Below are 14,259 nucleotides of genomic sequence, written 5' to 3' on the forward strand. Positions count from 1 at the left end.
CATTACAAAGAATTAATCGTTAAAGTTAAGCGGTGCACAACCGACGATCATTCACCTGCCTGCCGGAGAACCGGAGCTGCCTTCTGCCCGAGAATCCGCCATGTGCCGATGAGGCCGATGCCCACCGTCATGACGAGGGCGACGACGAGCGTTCCGATCGCCACATCCGGCAGGAAGCTGGAGGGCAGCTTCATGATGCGGGCGATCACGAACCATGCGGAGACGCCGCCGGCGAAAAGTGCGAAGACGGCGGTGGCGAGGCCTAGCATCATATATTCGTAGGAGAAGGCGCGGATGAGCAGGTTTCGTGTGCCGCCCAGCGTTTTCAGGATGACCGCGTCATGGGTGCGGGCGCGGTTTCCGGCGGCAAGAGCGCCGGCGAGAACCAGGACGGAGGCGATGAGGGCGACGGCTGCGGCGGCGCGAATGGCGGTGGCAAGCTGGCCGACAAGCCGGTTGACGACGTCGAGCGCATCCTTCACGCGCACGCTGGTGATCGTCGGAAAGGCGTTGGTTACAGCGCGCAATATGCGGCCTTCGTCGGCGGCGGTTGCGGAGGGGTCGGCGAGTGTCGCCAGCCACGCATGCGGCGCGCCGCGGAAGGTGTTTGGCGAAAACACCATGACGAAATTGATTGACAGGGATTCCCATTCGACATTGCGCAGATTGGCGATCCTTGCCGTTATGCTGCGGCCGAGCACGTTGACGGTCACCGTGTCGCCAATCTTGAGACCCAGTTCCCCGGCCTCCTCGGCCGCGAAGGAGACCAGCGGCTCGCCGCTATAGTCCGGTCCCCACCAGCTTCCTTCTGTGAGAGTCGCGTTTTCGGGAATATCCTGCGAATAGGTGATACCCCGGTCGCCGCGCAGCACCCAGCGTCCGGCTGGAGGCACCTCCATTTTCGTGACATCCTCGCCGTTGAGCGCCAGGATGCGGCCGCGCAGCATCGGCACTTCGGTCAGCGCGCCTTCCGGCGCTTCCCGCTTCAGAAGATCGCGGAAGCCCTGAAGTTCGCTGCCCTGAATATCCACGAAGAAGAAATTCGGTGCGCGGTCCGGCAGGCTGTCCGTCAGTTCGCGGCGCAGATTGCCGTCTATAAGCGTGAGCGTCACGAGCAGGGTCAGGCCGAGGCCGAGCGAAAGGACGACAGACGGGGTGAGCGCGCCCGGCCGGTGAATATTGCCGATCGCCAGCCTGAGCGCAGCCGAATGAACGCGCGGACTACGCTTGGCGATGGCTTTCACGCCGGAGGCAACGAGCCTCAGCACCACGAAGGCAAAAGCGATGGCGGCAAGGAAGACCGAGGCGATGAAGCGGTCTTCCGCCGAAAGGATGGCCAGCGCGGCGAGCGCTGCCAGCAGCAGGCCGGTTGCGGCCAGATAGGGCCAGGATGGCCAGCTTCCCTCCTCGAAACTCTGTTCGCGGAAAAGCGCCGTTGCCGGCACTTCGCGCGCCTGGCCAAGCGGCACGATGGCGAAAGCGAGCGTCGTCAGGAGGCCGAACAGGGCGGCAAGGCCGAGCGCGCCGGGATAGAAGGCAAGCTCCTCCGGCACGGGCAGCACGCCTTCCAGAAACCGCATGGCGATGAGCGGCGCGACGGCGCCGACCACGAGGCCGATGACAATGCCAACGGCGGCAATGAAGACGATCTGGAAAAGATAGGTCATGGTGACCACCGAGGCCGGTGCGCCTAAGCATTTCAACGAGGCGATGGTGGTGCGCTTGGAATCCAGAAACGCGCGAACGGCATTGGCAACGCCGACACCGCCGACGATGAGGGCGGTGAGGCCCACCAGCGTCAGGAATTGCGAGAAGCGATTGACGTTTTCGGTGAGCGATGGGGCCGCCCGGTCACTGGTGCGGATGGACCAGCCGGCATCGGGAAAGGCCTTGTTGGCCGAATCGGTCATCGTTGACCGTGCCGAAGGATCGTTCAGCCTGATCTTGTAGGCATGCTCGACCAGACTGCCGTTCTGAACGAGACCCGAGGCGAAAAGGGCGTCGCGGCTGACCATCAGTCGTGGAGCAAAACCGAAACCGTCGGAGAGAGCATCCGGCTCGTCGACCACCGTGCCGGTCAGTTTCAGCTTGACATTGCCGAGCAGGATTTCATCGCCGACCTTGGTGCCGAGCCGTTCCAGCAGAAGCGGCGCGGCAATGGCGCCGTAGGTGTCGACGTTCCCGGCCAGAAGCTCATTCAGCGGTCGGTTCGGCTCGGCAACGAAGGTGCCATAGAGCGGGTAAGCGCCATCGATAGCCTTCACTTCCGTCAGGGTCTGTTCGGACCCGTCGGCGAGGCGCGCCATGGAGCGCAGCCCGGTGGAAACCGCGACGGTTCCGAGGCTGTCGAGATAGGCCCGCTCTTCCTGTGTCGCTTGCCTGTTGCGCAGTTCGAAACGCACATCGCCCGCCAATATGGACTGACCTTCCGTGGCGATGGCGCTGGTCACCGCGCGCGAGACGGAATTGACGGCGGCGATGGCGCCGGTTCCAAGCGCAATGCAGGCGAGGAAAATGTAAAAGCCGCGTAACCCGCCGCGAATTTCGCGCCGGGCGAGCCTTGTGGCGTTTCTGATATTGGCAAGAGACGGGATAATGGATCCGGTCATGCCGACACCGCCCGCGCCATATGGGAGGTGGCGCTGTCGCCCTCTATCTCGCCGGAGCGGACCTTGATCTGGCGCGAGCACCGGGCGGCAAGCGACGGATCGTGGGTGACGAGGATCATCGTCATGCCGCGTTCGGCCTGTTTGGCAAACAGGAGATCGGCGATCTGTTTCCCCGTATCGGTATCGAGATTGCCTGTCGGTTCGTCGGCGATCAGCACGGCCGGTGAGGGGGCAAGCGCGCGGGCGATGGCGACACGCTGCTGTTCGCCGCCGGAGAGCTGGCCGGGATAGTGGTTGAAACGTTCGCCGAGACCGACGGCGACGAGCTCGCGTCTGGCGATTTCGAAGGGGTTCGGGGTGTTTGCCAGTTCGAGTGGAACCGCAACGTTTTCCAGCGCCGTCATATTGGCGATGAGATGGAAGGACTGGAAAACAATGCCGATGTTGCGGCCACGAAAATCCGCCAGCGCGTCCTCGCCAAGCTTGTGCAGTTCCGTATCCGCGATGATGATTTCACCGCTATCGAGCCTCTCGAGACCGGCAAGCACCATCAGAAGCGTCGATTTTCCCGATCCGGAGGGTCCGACGATACCAACCGCCTCGCTCTCTCCGATTGAAAGATCGATGTTCTTGAGAACGTGAACGGAGGCGGCGGCATTGCCGAGCGTGAGGTCGGCTTTCTTCAGCTCTATGATGCTTTTCGTCACAATTCTCGTTCCTATATAGGGTGATGAAAACGGTCTGGCGGTCGATGCGGTCGGTATTTCAGACAATGGGAACCAAGTTAGGAAAGCCGTGATGAGATTTAAAGCTGCCCTGTTTCACTTCATCGTCATTTTTGCCGCCGCCTTTTCCGCAACTGCTGTCATGGCTCAGGAGCGGACATTGCAGCTGGTCGGACTGGGCGACAGCCTGATGGCCGGCTATCAGCTTCCCCCCACCGACAGCTACACCGCACAGCTTGAGGCTGCATTAAAGGGCAAGGGCGTCAACGTCGCCATCGCCAATGCCGGTGTGTCCGGCGATACCTCTTCCGGCGGTCTCGCGCGGGCGGACTGGTCGGTTCCCGATGGTACAGACGGGGTCATCCTGGAACTCGGCGCAAATGACGCTCTGCGCGGAATTCCCCCGGAACAGACCGAAAAGAACCTCGACACCATCATTTCCGGTTTTCAGAAGCGCAACATAGCCGTGTTGCTGGTCGGCATTATGGCGCCGCCGAATATGGGCGATGATTATGCCAGACGCTTCAATCCGATCTTTCCGAAGCTCGCCGAAAAATACAACCTGCCGCTTTATCCCTTCTTTCTGGACGGCGTGGTGACGGATGATGCGCTGAAGCTGGACGACAAGATGCACCCCAATACGAAGGGTGTGGCGATGATGGTCGAAAAATCTTTGCCGGCTGTTGAAAGCTTCATCACGACAATCGGTGCGCAAAAAAAATAAGCACTTGCGCCCGCCTGCATTGCGTGATTCGCTATGCTTGTTCTGCCAAGAGATTCGGGGAGCTCGCCATGCCGAGACTGTTTACCGCCCTCGAAATTCCGCGCAATGCGGCTATGAGCCTCTCATTGTTGCGCGGTGGTCTGCCGGGAGCCCGGTGGATCGATGTGGAGAATTATCACATAACCCTGCGTTTTATCGGTGACATCGACGGGCGGACCGCCGATGAGGTTGTTGACAGGCTGGACCGGATCGAAAGGCCGGAATTCCAGCTCAGTCTCACCGGTATGGGGTCCTTCGGTTCCAAGAAACCGCATTCCATCTGGGCCGGGGTTTCTCCCTCGCCGGAAATGCATGCGCTTCAGGCGGAAATCGAGCGGATCTGCCAGAGGATCGGTCTCCCGCCCGATCCGCGCAAGTTCATGCCGCATGTCACGCTGGCGCGGTTGCGCTCCTCCCGCGTGGACGATGTGGTGCAGTATCTTTCCGGACGCGGCAACTTCCGCACCTCGCCCTTCACGGTCGGCCGTTTCGTGCTGATGTCGTCGAAGGAATCGGTGGGCGGCGGACCCTATATCGTTGAAGAGGCGTTTCCGCTTCACGAGGCGCGGTCCAGCTCCATTTTTTCGAGCAACGATCTGCATCCTGCCAAAAGCATGTTGTAGACCTTGAGGAACCCGTCCTCGGCCCCGTAATAGGGATCGGGGACGTTCTCGCGACGGCCAGTGGCATAGTCCATAAAGAGATGGATCTTGTGTCGCTGTCTTTCCGGGCTCGATTGCTGCAGGTTCGCCAGATTGTTTTCGTCCATGGCGAGTATCAGGTCGAAGGTCTCGAAATCCGCAGGGGTGACCTGTCTCGCCCGCTGCCCGGAAATATCGACGCCATGCCGTCGCGCCATGGTGATCGATCGCGGATCGGGTGCGTCACCCGCGTGCCAGCCGCCGGTGCCGGCGGAATCGATGGTAAGCTGATCAGACATGGCCGCGCCGTCGGCAAGGTGTCTCAAAACCCCTTCGGCCAGCGGTGAACGGCAGATATTGCCCATGCAGACAAAAAGAATAGCTGTATGTTTCATGGCATATGCGTCGATCCGGTCGTTGAAGCGTTAATAGGTCTCAAGCGGAGGCAAGTTCATGAAATATCCCAGACTCGAGCCGGACGCCATCCGGCAGGCCCTGTCGAAACTCGAGGGCTGGTCCCTGCGCGAGGACGGGGCGGCGATCGTCCGTTCTTTCAAGTTCTCCAGCTTTGCGGAAGCCTTCGGTTTCATGGCCGAATCCGCACTTGTCGCGGAAAGGCTCAATCACCATCCCGAATGGTCCAATGTCTATTCGCGGGTCAAGGTCTGCCTTACCACCCATGATTCGCAGGGTGTGACGGAGCGGGATTTTCTTCTGGCCGAGGCCATGCAAAAGGCGGCTGCGGGCCGAAGCAATTGAACGGCGGACCTTAAATCCCATATAATAGCTGTGACCGGAGGACCGTCGATCATGGATGATGTGAAAATCGGTGAAATTCTTCTGCCGGGTGAAACCGACAGGCAGCAGGAGCGCGAGGCTGTGGTGCGGGCGAAATTCTGGCCCAAGCTGAAGCGCGTCATGTCGAAGGTGCCTTTCGCACGCGATGCGGCGGCTGCCTATTATTGCGCGATCGACCGCGATACGCCGCTGCGCGCCAAGGGTATCATTCTGGCGGCGCTGGCCTATTTCATCATGCCGATGGATGCCGTGCCGGATGTGCTGGCCGTTATCGGATTCACCGATGATATTGCCGTCATCACGGCGGCGCTCGCCATGATCCGCGCCCATATCAAGATGGAGCATTACGAGGCGGCTGACGCCATGCTGAAACGGCAGCAGGAAGCCGGGTAACGCCTCTGTGATCTGCCTGTTCGGGTGAGCCCGACGGGCGACAAATTCTTGCCTGAATTTATGTGTCATACACACGGAGGAAGGGTGTTTCGCGCCCTTCTCCTCAGGGCGTCGGGAGTCGCCAATCTGTAACACCGCAAGACGTTTCCGGCATTTTATGCGTGTTGTTGACGGTTTGGTAACCGCTTCCCGACCACAATGAGAAAAGACGATCCGCACCTGAACGTGGCCGATCCAGAAAATGGAGCCCGCCGCTGCTTCGGGCTAATGGAAGACAATAACCCGGCAGGAAATTCTATGTTTGTAAGAAGTGTAGCAACCGCAGCGGCCATTTTGCTGACCAGCGTCGGCGTAGCATCTGCACAGTCGCCCACGCGCATCCAGCAGTTCAATGCGTGGGGTGCCTATTCGTACAAATCGGGCAACAGCACCGTCTGCTACGTTCTTTCCATTCCGACCGCCAAGGAACCGGCAAGCGTCGACCATGGCGATATCTTCTTCATCGTGTCGCAGCGTCCCGGCCAGAACATTTCCTATGAGCCGCAGGCCATGGTGGGTTATCCGCTCAAGCAGGGTTCCAAGGTCAATGTGACGATCGACAACAAGAACTTTGTCATGTTCACCAAGGACAAGGCAGCCTGGGTTGAAAACGCTGCTGAAGAACCGGCACTCGTCGCCGCCATGAAGGGCGGCAAGTCGATGACCGTCAAGGCAGTTTCCGGCCGTGGCACCGCGACCTCCTATTCCTATTCGCTGTCGGGTATTTCGGCGGCTCTCAAGCAGATCGAGAGCTGCAAGTAACCCTGACGCTTTATCGCATTCGCCAATGGCCGGTCATTGACCGGCCATTTGCGTTTTTGCTTGTTTGATGCTAAAGGCGCGGCAACATTGACAGGCGGATGCGCGAAAAATGCTCCGCCTTTGATTTTCTCGACATGCAGACGATTTTCCGCCTATCCGACAGGCTGGTCGTGCGATGCATGGAATGGTGGGATAGCGTGATGTCCGTAATGCAAGCCCCTGCCGGCCTGGCAGTCAAAACCCCGCTGATCGCCAATAGCGATCTGATGTCCGGCAAGCCGTCGCTGATCGGCCTGACGCGTGAGGACATGGGCGAGGCACTGGCCGAGATCGGCGTGCCGCAGAAGCAGGTGAAGATGCGCGTCAGCCAGTTGTGGAACTGGCTTTATGTGCGCGGCGTCTCCGATTTCGACAATATGACGAATGTCGCCAAGGAGCTTCGCGAGAAGCTGAAGGCGGCCTTCACCATCGCCCGCCCGGAAATCGTCGAGGAGCAGATCTCCAATGACGGTACCCGCAAATGGCTGATGCGGTTCCCGCCGCGCGGTGCGGGACGTCCGGTCGAAATCGAGACGGTTTATATTCCCGAAGAGGGTCGCGGTACGCTGTGCATTTCGAGCCAGGTGGGCTGTTCGCTGACCTGTTCCTTCTGTCACACCGGCACCCAGCGCCTCGTGCGCAACCTGACGGCTGAGGAAATCCTCTCCCAGCTTCTGCTGGCCCGTGATCGGCTCGGCGATTTTCCCGATGGTTCGACGCCGGTGGGCGCTTATGTGCCGAGTGAAGGCCGCAAGGTCTCCAACATCGTGATGATGGGCATGGGCGAGCCGCTCTATAATTTCGAGCATGTGAAGACCGCGCTTCTGATTGCCACCGATGGCGACGGCCTGTCGCTCTCCAAGCGTCGCGTCACGCTCTCCACCTCGGGCGTTGTGCCGGAAATCTTCCGCACCGGCGATGAGATCGGCGTTATGCTGGCGATTTCGCTGCATGCGGTGCGCGACGAGCTGCGCGACATGCTGGTGCCGATCAACAAGAAATATCCACTGAAGGAACTGATCGAAGCCTGCCGCAAATATCCGGGCCTCTCCAACGCCCGCCGCATCACCTTCGAATATGTGATGCTGAAGGATGTGAATGACAGCCTGGAAGACGCCAAGATGCTGGTGCAGCTTTTGAAGGGCGTTCCGGCCAAGATCAACCTCATTCCGTTCAACCCATGGCCGGGCACGAACTATCAGTGCTCGGACTGGGCGCAGATCGAGAAGTTCGCCGATTTCATCAATCAGGCGGGTTATGCTTCGCCGATCCGCACGCCGCGCGGCCGCGATATTCTCGCTGCCTGCGGCCAGCTGAAGTCGGAATCCGAGCGCATGCGCAAGACCGAAAGGTTGGCTTTCGAGGCGATGATGATCGCCAACCATGGCGCGGATGACTGAATAAGCCGCAATTGCCGCCTGAAAGCTTGTTTTGCAGCGGTTCTCCGATTGATTTCGGGCTGTCTTGTTCCTAAGAAGACGAAAACAGGGAACCAACAGGAGGATATCCATGCGCGCATTCATTCTGGCTCTCGCTGCCGCGAGCGCCCTCGTTCTGCCGGCCAAGGCTGAAAACGTCACCGTCGCCGTCACCGCCATCGTTGAACATCCGGCGCTTGATGCCGCCCGTGATGGTGTCAAGGCCGCGCTTGCCGAGGCTGGTTACAAGGAAGGCGAGAACCTCAAGTTCCTTTATGAGTCCGCGCAGGGCAATCCCGGCACCGCGGCGCAGATCGCCCGCCAGTTCGTAGGCGATGCGCCCAACGTCATCGTGCCGATCTCGACGCCGTCCGCGCAGGCCGTCGTTGCCGCCACGCGCGACATTCCGGTCGTCTTCACGGCGGTTTCCGATCCGGTCGGCGCACAGCTCGTCAAGGACATGCAAAAGCCCGGCCGCAACGTGACCGGCCTTTCCGACATGCTGCCGGTTGGCGAACATCTGGCGCTCATCAAGGAAATCTCCCCGAACGCCAAGTCGATCGGTTTCATCTACAACTCGGCCGAGGCCAACTCCGTTTCGACGCTGGCCCTCTTGAAGGCCGAAGCCGAGAAGGCGGGTCTCAAGGTTGTTGAATCCGTCGCCACCAAGTCCGCAGAAGTGCAGGGCGCAACCCGCGCACTGGTCGGCAAGGCCGATGTGATCTACGTTCCGACCGACAACACCATCGTTTCCGCTTTCGAAGCGGCTGCCGGCGTTGCATCCGAAGCCAAGATCCCGCTTTACGCCGCCGATACGGATTCCGTCGCCCGCGGTGCGGTTGCCGCCCTCGGCTTCAACTATTTCGACGTTGGCAAGCAGACCGGTGCCGTCGTCGTCCGCATCCTCAAGGGTGAAAAGCCGGGAGATATTCCGGCAACCGTTGCTGTCGGCACTGATCTGGTGATCAACAAGAAGGCCGCCGAAAAAGCTGGCGTTACCTTCCCGGAAAGCATCACCAAGCGCGCCACCAAGGTCATCGACTGAACCGAAACCAGACTGAATAACGGGCGGCGGCAAATTCGCCGCCCGTTTTACGTGGCACGAGACGGTGCCCGTCTCCGCCTGATGGCGGCAATAACAAGGACATTACCGTGAGCCAAATCGCCTTCTGGGGTGCCGTGGAGCTGGGACTGGTCTTCGCTTTCGTGGCGATCGGCGTTTATCTCGCTTTCCGGGTGCTTGATTTTCCTGACCTGACCGTGGACGGTTCGTTTCCGCTCGGCGCTGCTGTCGCTGCCGTGCTGATCATCGCCGGTCTGAATGCCTGGGTCGCGACGGCGATTGCGATGGTGGCCGGTGCCGCCGCCGGCATCGTGACCGCGACGCTCAACGTTCGTTTCAAGATCCTCAACCTGCTTGCCTCGATCCTGACGATGATCGCGCTGTTTTCCGTCAATCTGCGCGTGATGGGAAAGCCGAATGTCGCGCTGCTCAATCAGGATACGATGATCTCGCCGTTTTACGGCCTCGGCCTGTCGGAATATCTGGTGCGGCCGCTGTTCGTCGGCGCGCTGGTGCTGATCGCGGTCATTCTGGTCTGGCGTTTTCTTGAAAGCGATGCGGGCCTTGCCATGCGGGCGACGGGCGCCAATGCGCGGATGGCGCGGGCGCAGGGCGTGAAGACCGGCAACCAGATCTACCTCGGCATGGCGCTTTCGAATGCGCTGGTCGCTCTCGGCGGCGCGCTGTTTGCGCAGACCAACGGCTTTGCGGATGTGACCTCCGGTGTCGGCACCATCGTCGTCGGCCTTGCCGCCGTCATCATCGGCGAAACGCTGTTCGGCGCGCGCGGCATTCTGATCGCGCTGATCGGCTGCGTTTTCGGCTCCATCGCCTATCGTCTCGCCATCCAGCTTGCCCTGTCGAGCGATGTGCTGGGCCTCAAGGCGTCCGATCTCAATTTCGTAACGGCGGTATTGGTGGCAATCGCATTGATCCTGCCCCGACTGCGCCGCGGGGGAGCAACATCGTGATTTCCCTTTCCGATATCCAGGTTGTCTTCGGGCGCGGCACGCCGCTGCAGAAGCAGGCGCTCTCCAAGATCGATCTCACCATCGACGATGGCTCCTTCGTCACCGTCATCGGTTCCAATGGCGCCGGCAAATCGACGCTGCTCGGCGTTCTGGCGGGCGACGTCCTGCCGACGGCGGGCAAGGTGATGATCGGCGGCGCCGATGTTACCCGCAAACCGACCGCCAGCCGGGCTGGGCGGGTGGCGCGGGTGTTTCAGGACCCGCTGGCGGGCAGCTGCGGCGCGCTCACCATTGAGGAAAATCTGGCGCTGGCAGCTTCGCGCGGCGAGCGTCGCGGCCTTCTGCCGGCGCTTGGGCGCGGCCGTCGGGATTTCTTCAAGGAACGCATTGCCTCGCTCAATCTCGGGCTGGAAAATCGTCTGAAGGACCGTATGGACCTTCTGTCCGGTGGCCAGAGGCAGGCGGTCTCGCTCGTCATGGCGACACTGTCCGGCTCGGATGTGTTGCTGCTCGATGAACATACGGCTGCTCTCGATCCCGGCATGGCCGAATTCGTGATGGAGCTGACCCGTAAGGTCGTGTCGGAGCGCAAGCTGACGACGCTGATGGTTACCCATTCCATGCGTCAGGCGCTGGATTATGGCACTCGCACGATCATGCTGCATGCCGGTGAGATCGTGCTCGACGTCTCCGGTGACAGCCGTAAGGATCTCGAGGTCGAGGACCTGATCGACATGTTCCGCAAGATACGCGGCCAGAAGCTCGATGACGATGAGTTGCTGATCGGTTGATTGTAAAAAGGCGCCGTAAGGCGCCTTTTTTTATTTGCCGTCAGCGCGCCTGCGTGAAGAAAATCTTGACGGCAAAAAGCGAAAAGACGCCGGCGATCGTATAATCCAGTCCGCGCAGAATTTTCCGGTTGCGTTGCAGCCAGGCTGAAAGAACATCTGCGGCGATCACGATGCCGATGCCGATCGGCAGCGCGACGATGATCGACCAGATGCCGAGGAAGATCAGCTTGCCGGTTACATGCGGGTCGGATGCGCTGACGAATTGCGGCAGAAAGGTCATGAAAAAGATGATGATCTTCGGGTTCAGCAGGTTCACCCAGATGCCGTTCAACAGCGCTGATTTCAGCGAGGACTGCGCTTTTTCGCCGGTGCTTTTCACCATCACGAAATCCGAGCCCTTGCGGATCGCCTGAATGGCGAGCCAGACGAGATACGCGGCTCCGCCGGTCTTCAGGATCATGAAAGCGGTCGGCGAAGCGACGATGAGGGCGGCGACGCCGAAGGCGACGAGCATGGTGTGCACGGTAATGCCGATATTGGTTCCCAGAAGCGTCATGAAACCCGCCGTCCGGCCCTCGCGCAGCGAGCGGCTGATCCACAGCGTCATGTCAGGCCCCGGCGTCACCGCCAGAAGCAGAATGGCGATGGTGAAGGCGATCAATGTTGGCAGGCCTGGAACGAAATCCATCGCGGCACCCGTAAAATCTGGAGGTTGCCGTGCTTAACGCGATTTCGCGCTTCTGCCAATGTTTTTGAGCGCCAATGCATCGGCGCGAAAAGCCGCCGCAACGGTCACATCGCGGCGGCCCGGAACATTCAGTTTTTCAGGAAGCTGGTGAAGGCGGCGGAGTATTCCGTATGCCAGCGTGACAGCGGCGGGCGGTTCTGGACGATGTCATAGGCCGCCCAGAGAATGCGTTTTTCATCCGTCGGGCGGTCCACCTCGCCATCCGGGCAGAGAATGTAGAAATCACCGCGGCCGATGCTTTCGACCATGAAGTCGACGGTCTGTTCACCGGTCCATGCGCCTTCCGGCTTTTCCGTTCTGCCATGGGCGGTAAGGCCGGTGAAAACGTAACCGGGGATCAGCAGATGGGCGGAAACCGAGCCGTTCGGAATATTGCGCAATTCGTGCTGAAGCGCTTCCGTGAACGTTTTTACGCCGGACTTCGAGACGTTGTAGGCGGGATCGCCGGGAGGCGTGGTGATGCCCTGCTTCGAGCCGGTATTGATGATGAGCGCCGGCTCTCCATGGGCGATCATGCCCTGGCCGAAGACGCGGCTGCCGTTCACGACGCCCATCAGATTGACGTTGATGATTTTTTCCCAATTGGCCTGTGGGCCGAAAATGGCGCTGCCGGGCTGAATGCCGGCATTGTTCATCAGAACGTGGACGCGTCCGAAACGCTGGATCACGGCGCGCTCCAGCGCCTCCAGTTCATCGAGTTTGGATACGTCGGTCGGGATGGCGACGATCTGCGCTTCGCCGTCCTTGGCGACGGCCAGAATATCCGCATGGGCTGCGGCAAGCCTGTCGCCGTCGAGATCGACGAGCACGACACTCATGCCGAAACCGGCGAATTTGCGGGCGGCGGCAAGTCCGATGCCGGATGCCGCACCGGTGATGACAGCGACATTATCTTCCTTGAATGCGGGGTGGATGGTCGTCATAGGTTTCTCCTTCGCGTCGTTTCGGCTGTTTCCAGCGGTTTGCAACGTTGCCTGAACCTGAGTGGCTTCATTCACGGTCTTCAAGTCGATCGCGCCGCTTATGATAAAGCGCGAATTTTCATAATGCATGTGACAATTGCTTCGTTCCCATCGATGCGCCCGGTGATCGCCCACTGTCGTACCCGCCCATCAATTGTTTTGTCGCTTATCTCACGGAAAAGCGCTTCACACATTTCGGGTTGCACTGTAAAAGTGCCGAAATCCCAAGGAAATGGCGGTGTCCCAATGCCGTCATCATGCAGATGGACATCACTATGGCACTTCCGAAAGACGTTAAGAAAGTCGTTCTCGCCTATTCCGGCGGTCTCGACACCTCGATCATCCTGAAATGGCTTCAGACGGAACTCGGCGCGGAGGTCGTGACCTTCACCGCCGATCTCGGCCAGGGCGAAGAACTTGAGCCCGCGCGCAAGAAGGCCGAGATGCTGGGCATCAAGGAAATCTTCATCGAGGACGTCCGCGAAGAGTTCGTGCGTGATTTCGTGTTCCCGATGTTCCGCGCCAACGCCGTTTATGAAGGCGTCTATCTGCTCGGCACCTCCATTGCCCGTCCGCTGATTTCCAAGCACCTGATCGAAATCGCCAAGAAGACCGGCGCCGACGCCATCGCCCATGGCGCCACCGGCAAGGGCAACGATCAGGTCCGTTTCGAGCTTTCGGCCTATGCGCTGAACCCGGATATCAAGATTATCGCTCCCTGGCGCGACTGGACGTTCAAGAGCCGTACCGACCTCTTGAACTTCGCCGAACAGCACCAGATTCCGGTTGCCAAGGACAAGAAGGGCGAGGCGCCTTTCTCGGTCGACGCCAACCTGCTGCACTCCTCCTCCGAGGGCAAGGTTCTGGAAGACCCGGCGCAGGAAGCACCGGAATATGTGCATATGCGCACCATTTCCCCGGAAGCCGCGCCCGATAAGGCAACCGTCATCAAGGTCGGTTTCCGCAAGGGCGATGCCTGCTCCATCAACGGCGTCGAAATGTCGCCGGCGACGCTTCTTGCGACACTGAACAACTATGGCCGCGAAAATGGCATCGGCCGTCTCGATCTGGTTGAGAACCGCTTCGTCGGCATGAAGTCGCGCGGCGTTTACGAGACGCCCGGCGGCACCATCCTGCTTGCCGCGCATCGCGCCATCGAATCCATCACGCTTGACCGGGGTGCAGCCCACCTCAAGGACGAGCTGATGCCGCGCTACGCCGAGCTTATCTATTACGGCTTCTGGTTCTCGCCAGAGCGCGAAATGCTGCAGGCGCTGATCGACAAGAGCCAGGAACATGTGGAAGGCGAAGTGACGCTGAAGCTCTACAAGGGCAATGTCATGGTAACCGGCCGCGAGAGCGCCAAGTCGCTCTATTCCGACGCGCTGGTGACCTTCGAGGACGACCACGGCGCTTATGACCAGAAGGATGCGGCAGGCTTCATTAAGCTCAACGCGCTGCGTCTTCGCACGCTCGCGAAGCGCAATATCAGCAAATAATTCTGCTGGAATGGAAATGATGGAACCCGCTGGCGGCG

General features: G+C 60.0%; 15 protein-coding genes. 10 read left to right on the forward strand and 5 right to left on the reverse strand.

Translation table 11 applies throughout. The features are described from left to right. Window positions 1–47: 47 nt before the first annotated feature. Together BTE54_RS10255 and BTE54_RS10260 are read right to left on the reverse strand one after the other, a co-directional pair. The gene (locus tag BTE54_RS10255) at window positions 48–2,609 is read right to left on the reverse strand and encodes an ABC transporter permease (protein ID WP_078052356.1); all 2,562 of its coding nucleotides are present in this window, start codon (window positions 2,607–2,609) and stop codon (window positions 48–50) included. Then, window positions 2,606–3,316 carry an ABC transporter ATP-binding protein gene (locus BTE54_RS10260; protein WP_078052357.1) on the reverse strand — a complete coding sequence of 237 codons (711 nt, stop codon included), beginning with the start codon at window positions 3,314–3,316 and terminating at the stop codon, window positions 2,606–2,608. Before BTE54_RS10260 ends, BTE54_RS10255 begins: the two co-directional genes overlap by 4 nt. Before the next feature lie 91 nt (window positions 3,317–3,407). Here BTE54_RS10260 and BTE54_RS10265 point away from each other — a divergent pair, with 91 nt between their 5' ends. Continuing rightward, window positions 3,408–4,058 (forward strand): arylesterase, encoded by a 651-nt coding sequence (locus BTE54_RS10265; RefSeq protein ID WP_078052358.1) that lies wholly within the window; start codon window positions 3,408–3,410, stop codon window positions 4,056–4,058. Between the two features lie 68 nt (window positions 4,059–4,126). After that, entirely contained in the window at window positions 4,127–4,720 is a 594-nt protein-coding gene (thpR, locus tag BTE54_RS10270; protein ID WP_003523177.1) for an RNA 2',3'-cyclic phosphodiesterase, read from the forward strand. On the opposite strand, the gene BTE54_RS10275 is transcribed toward thpR, so the two are convergent. After that, window positions 4,654–5,133, reverse strand: a complete 480-nt coding sequence (locus tag BTE54_RS10275) for a low molecular weight protein-tyrosine-phosphatase (protein ID WP_078052359.1) — start codon at window positions 5,131–5,133, stop codon at window positions 4,654–4,656. The genes thpR and BTE54_RS10275 overlap by 67 nt on opposite strands. Before the next feature lie 58 nt (window positions 5,134–5,191). Between BTE54_RS10275 and BTE54_RS10280 the strand changes: the two genes are divergently transcribed. From BTE54_RS10280 to BTE54_RS10310, 7 genes are all read left to right on the forward strand, one after another. After that, a complete protein-coding gene (locus tag BTE54_RS10280) occupies window positions 5,192–5,497 on the forward strand; it encodes a 4a-hydroxytetrahydrobiopterin dehydratase (protein ID WP_003505045.1) in 306 nt (101 codons plus the stop codon). A gap of 51 nt (window positions 5,498–5,548) precedes the next feature. Continuing rightward, on the forward strand, window positions 5,549–5,929 hold the full coding sequence (locus BTE54_RS10285; RefSeq protein WP_078052360.1) for a YkvA family protein: 381 nt from the start codon (window positions 5,549–5,551) through the stop codon (window positions 5,927–5,929). A 297-nt stretch (window positions 5,930–6,226) separates the two neighbouring features. Further along, window positions 6,227–6,730, forward strand: coding sequence for an invasion associated locus B family protein (locus tag BTE54_RS10290; protein WP_003523183.1), 504 nt, complete (start codon window positions 6,227–6,229; stop codon window positions 6,728–6,730). Between the two features lie 266 nt (window positions 6,731–6,996). Further along, window positions 6,997–8,169: a 23S rRNA (adenine(2503)-C(2))-methyltransferase RlmN gene (gene rlmN, locus BTE54_RS10295; protein ID WP_078052458.1), complete on the forward strand. Its 1,173-nt coding sequence runs from the start codon at window positions 6,997–6,999 to the stop codon at window positions 8,167–8,169. A 109-nt stretch (window positions 8,170–8,278) separates the two neighbouring features. After that, on the forward strand, window positions 8,279–9,232 hold the full coding sequence (locus BTE54_RS10300) for an ABC transporter substrate-binding protein (protein WP_003523186.1): 954 nt from the start codon (window positions 8,279–8,281) through the stop codon (window positions 9,230–9,232). A 107-nt stretch (window positions 9,233–9,339) separates the two neighbouring features. Next, complete coding sequence (locus BTE54_RS10305; RefSeq protein WP_003505036.1) at window positions 9,340–10,221, forward strand: ABC transporter permease; 882 nt, start codon at window positions 9,340–9,342, stop codon at window positions 10,219–10,221. Continuing rightward, window positions 10,218–11,012 carry an ABC transporter ATP-binding protein gene (locus tag BTE54_RS10310; RefSeq protein WP_065656934.1) on the forward strand — a complete coding sequence of 265 codons (795 nt, stop codon included), beginning with the start codon at window positions 10,218–10,220 and terminating at the stop codon, window positions 11,010–11,012. Before BTE54_RS10305 ends, BTE54_RS10310 begins: the two co-directional genes overlap by 4 nt. A gap of 40 nt (window positions 11,013–11,052) precedes the next feature. Here the strand turns inward: BTE54_RS10310 and BTE54_RS10315 are convergent, their stop codons facing one another. Both BTE54_RS10315 and BTE54_RS10320 read right to left on the reverse strand, forming a co-directional pair. Next, window positions 11,053–11,700: a LysE family translocator gene (locus tag BTE54_RS10315; RefSeq protein ID WP_003523192.1), complete on the reverse strand. Its 648-nt coding sequence runs from the start codon at window positions 11,698–11,700 to the stop codon at window positions 11,053–11,055. A gap of 128 nt (window positions 11,701–11,828) precedes the next feature. Next, the gene (locus BTE54_RS10320; RefSeq protein WP_078052459.1) at window positions 11,829–12,683 is read right to left on the reverse strand and encodes an SDR family NAD(P)-dependent oxidoreductase; all 855 of its coding nucleotides are present in this window, start codon (window positions 12,681–12,683) and stop codon (window positions 11,829–11,831) included. Window positions 12,684–12,997: 314 nt separating this feature from the next. On the opposite strand from BTE54_RS10320, the gene BTE54_RS10325 reads away from it, so the two are divergent. Continuing rightward, entirely contained in the window at window positions 12,998–14,221 is a 1,224-nt protein-coding gene (locus BTE54_RS10325; protein WP_003523477.1) for an argininosuccinate synthase, read from the forward strand. The last annotated feature ends 38 nt before the right edge of the window (window positions 14,222–14,259 follow it).

This window comes from Agrobacterium sp. YIC 4121 (assembly GCF_002008205.1).
GTDB classification, from domain to species: domain Bacteria; phylum Pseudomonadota; class Alphaproteobacteria; order Rhizobiales; family Rhizobiaceae; genus Agrobacterium; species Agrobacterium leguminum.

Coding starts and splice junctions, on each gene's coding strand:
- BTE54_RS10255 (WP_078052356.1), bottom strand. CDS start 2,609: ATGACCGGATCCATTATCCCGTCTCTTGCCAATATCAGAAACGCCACA.
- BTE54_RS10265 (WP_078052358.1), top strand. CDS start 3,408: ATGAGATTTAAAGCTGCCCTGTTTCACTTCATCGTCATTTTTGCCGCC.
- thpR (WP_003523177.1), top strand. CDS start 4,127: ATGCCGAGACTGTTTACCGCCCTCGAAATTCCGCGCAATGCGGCTATG.
- BTE54_RS10275 (WP_078052359.1), bottom strand. CDS start 5,133: ATGAAACATACAGCTATTCTTTTTGTCTGCATGGGCAATATCTGCCGT.
- BTE54_RS10280 (WP_003505045.1), top strand. CDS start 5,192: ATGAAATATCCCAGACTCGAGCCGGACGCCATCCGGCAGGCCCTGTCG.
- BTE54_RS10285 (WP_078052360.1), top strand. CDS start 5,549: ATGGATGATGTGAAAATCGGTGAAATTCTTCTGCCGGGTGAAACCGAC.
- BTE54_RS10290 (WP_003523183.1), top strand. CDS start 6,227: ATGTTTGTAAGAAGTGTAGCAACCGCAGCGGCCATTTTGCTGACCAGC.
- rlmN (WP_078052458.1), top strand. CDS start 6,997: ATGTCCGGCAAGCCGTCGCTGATCGGCCTGACGCGTGAGGACATGGGC.
- BTE54_RS10300 (WP_003523186.1), top strand. CDS start 8,279: ATGCGCGCATTCATTCTGGCTCTCGCTGCCGCGAGCGCCCTCGTTCTG.
- BTE54_RS10315 (WP_003523192.1), bottom strand. CDS start 11,700: ATGGATTTCGTTCCAGGCCTGCCAACATTGATCGCCTTCACCATCGCC.
- BTE54_RS10320 (WP_078052459.1), bottom strand. CDS start 12,683: ATGACGACCATCCACCCCGCATTCAAGGAAGATAATGTCGCTGTCATC.
- BTE54_RS10325 (WP_003523477.1), top strand. CDS start 12,998: ATGGCACTTCCGAAAGACGTTAAGAAAGTCGTTCTCGCCTATTCCGGC.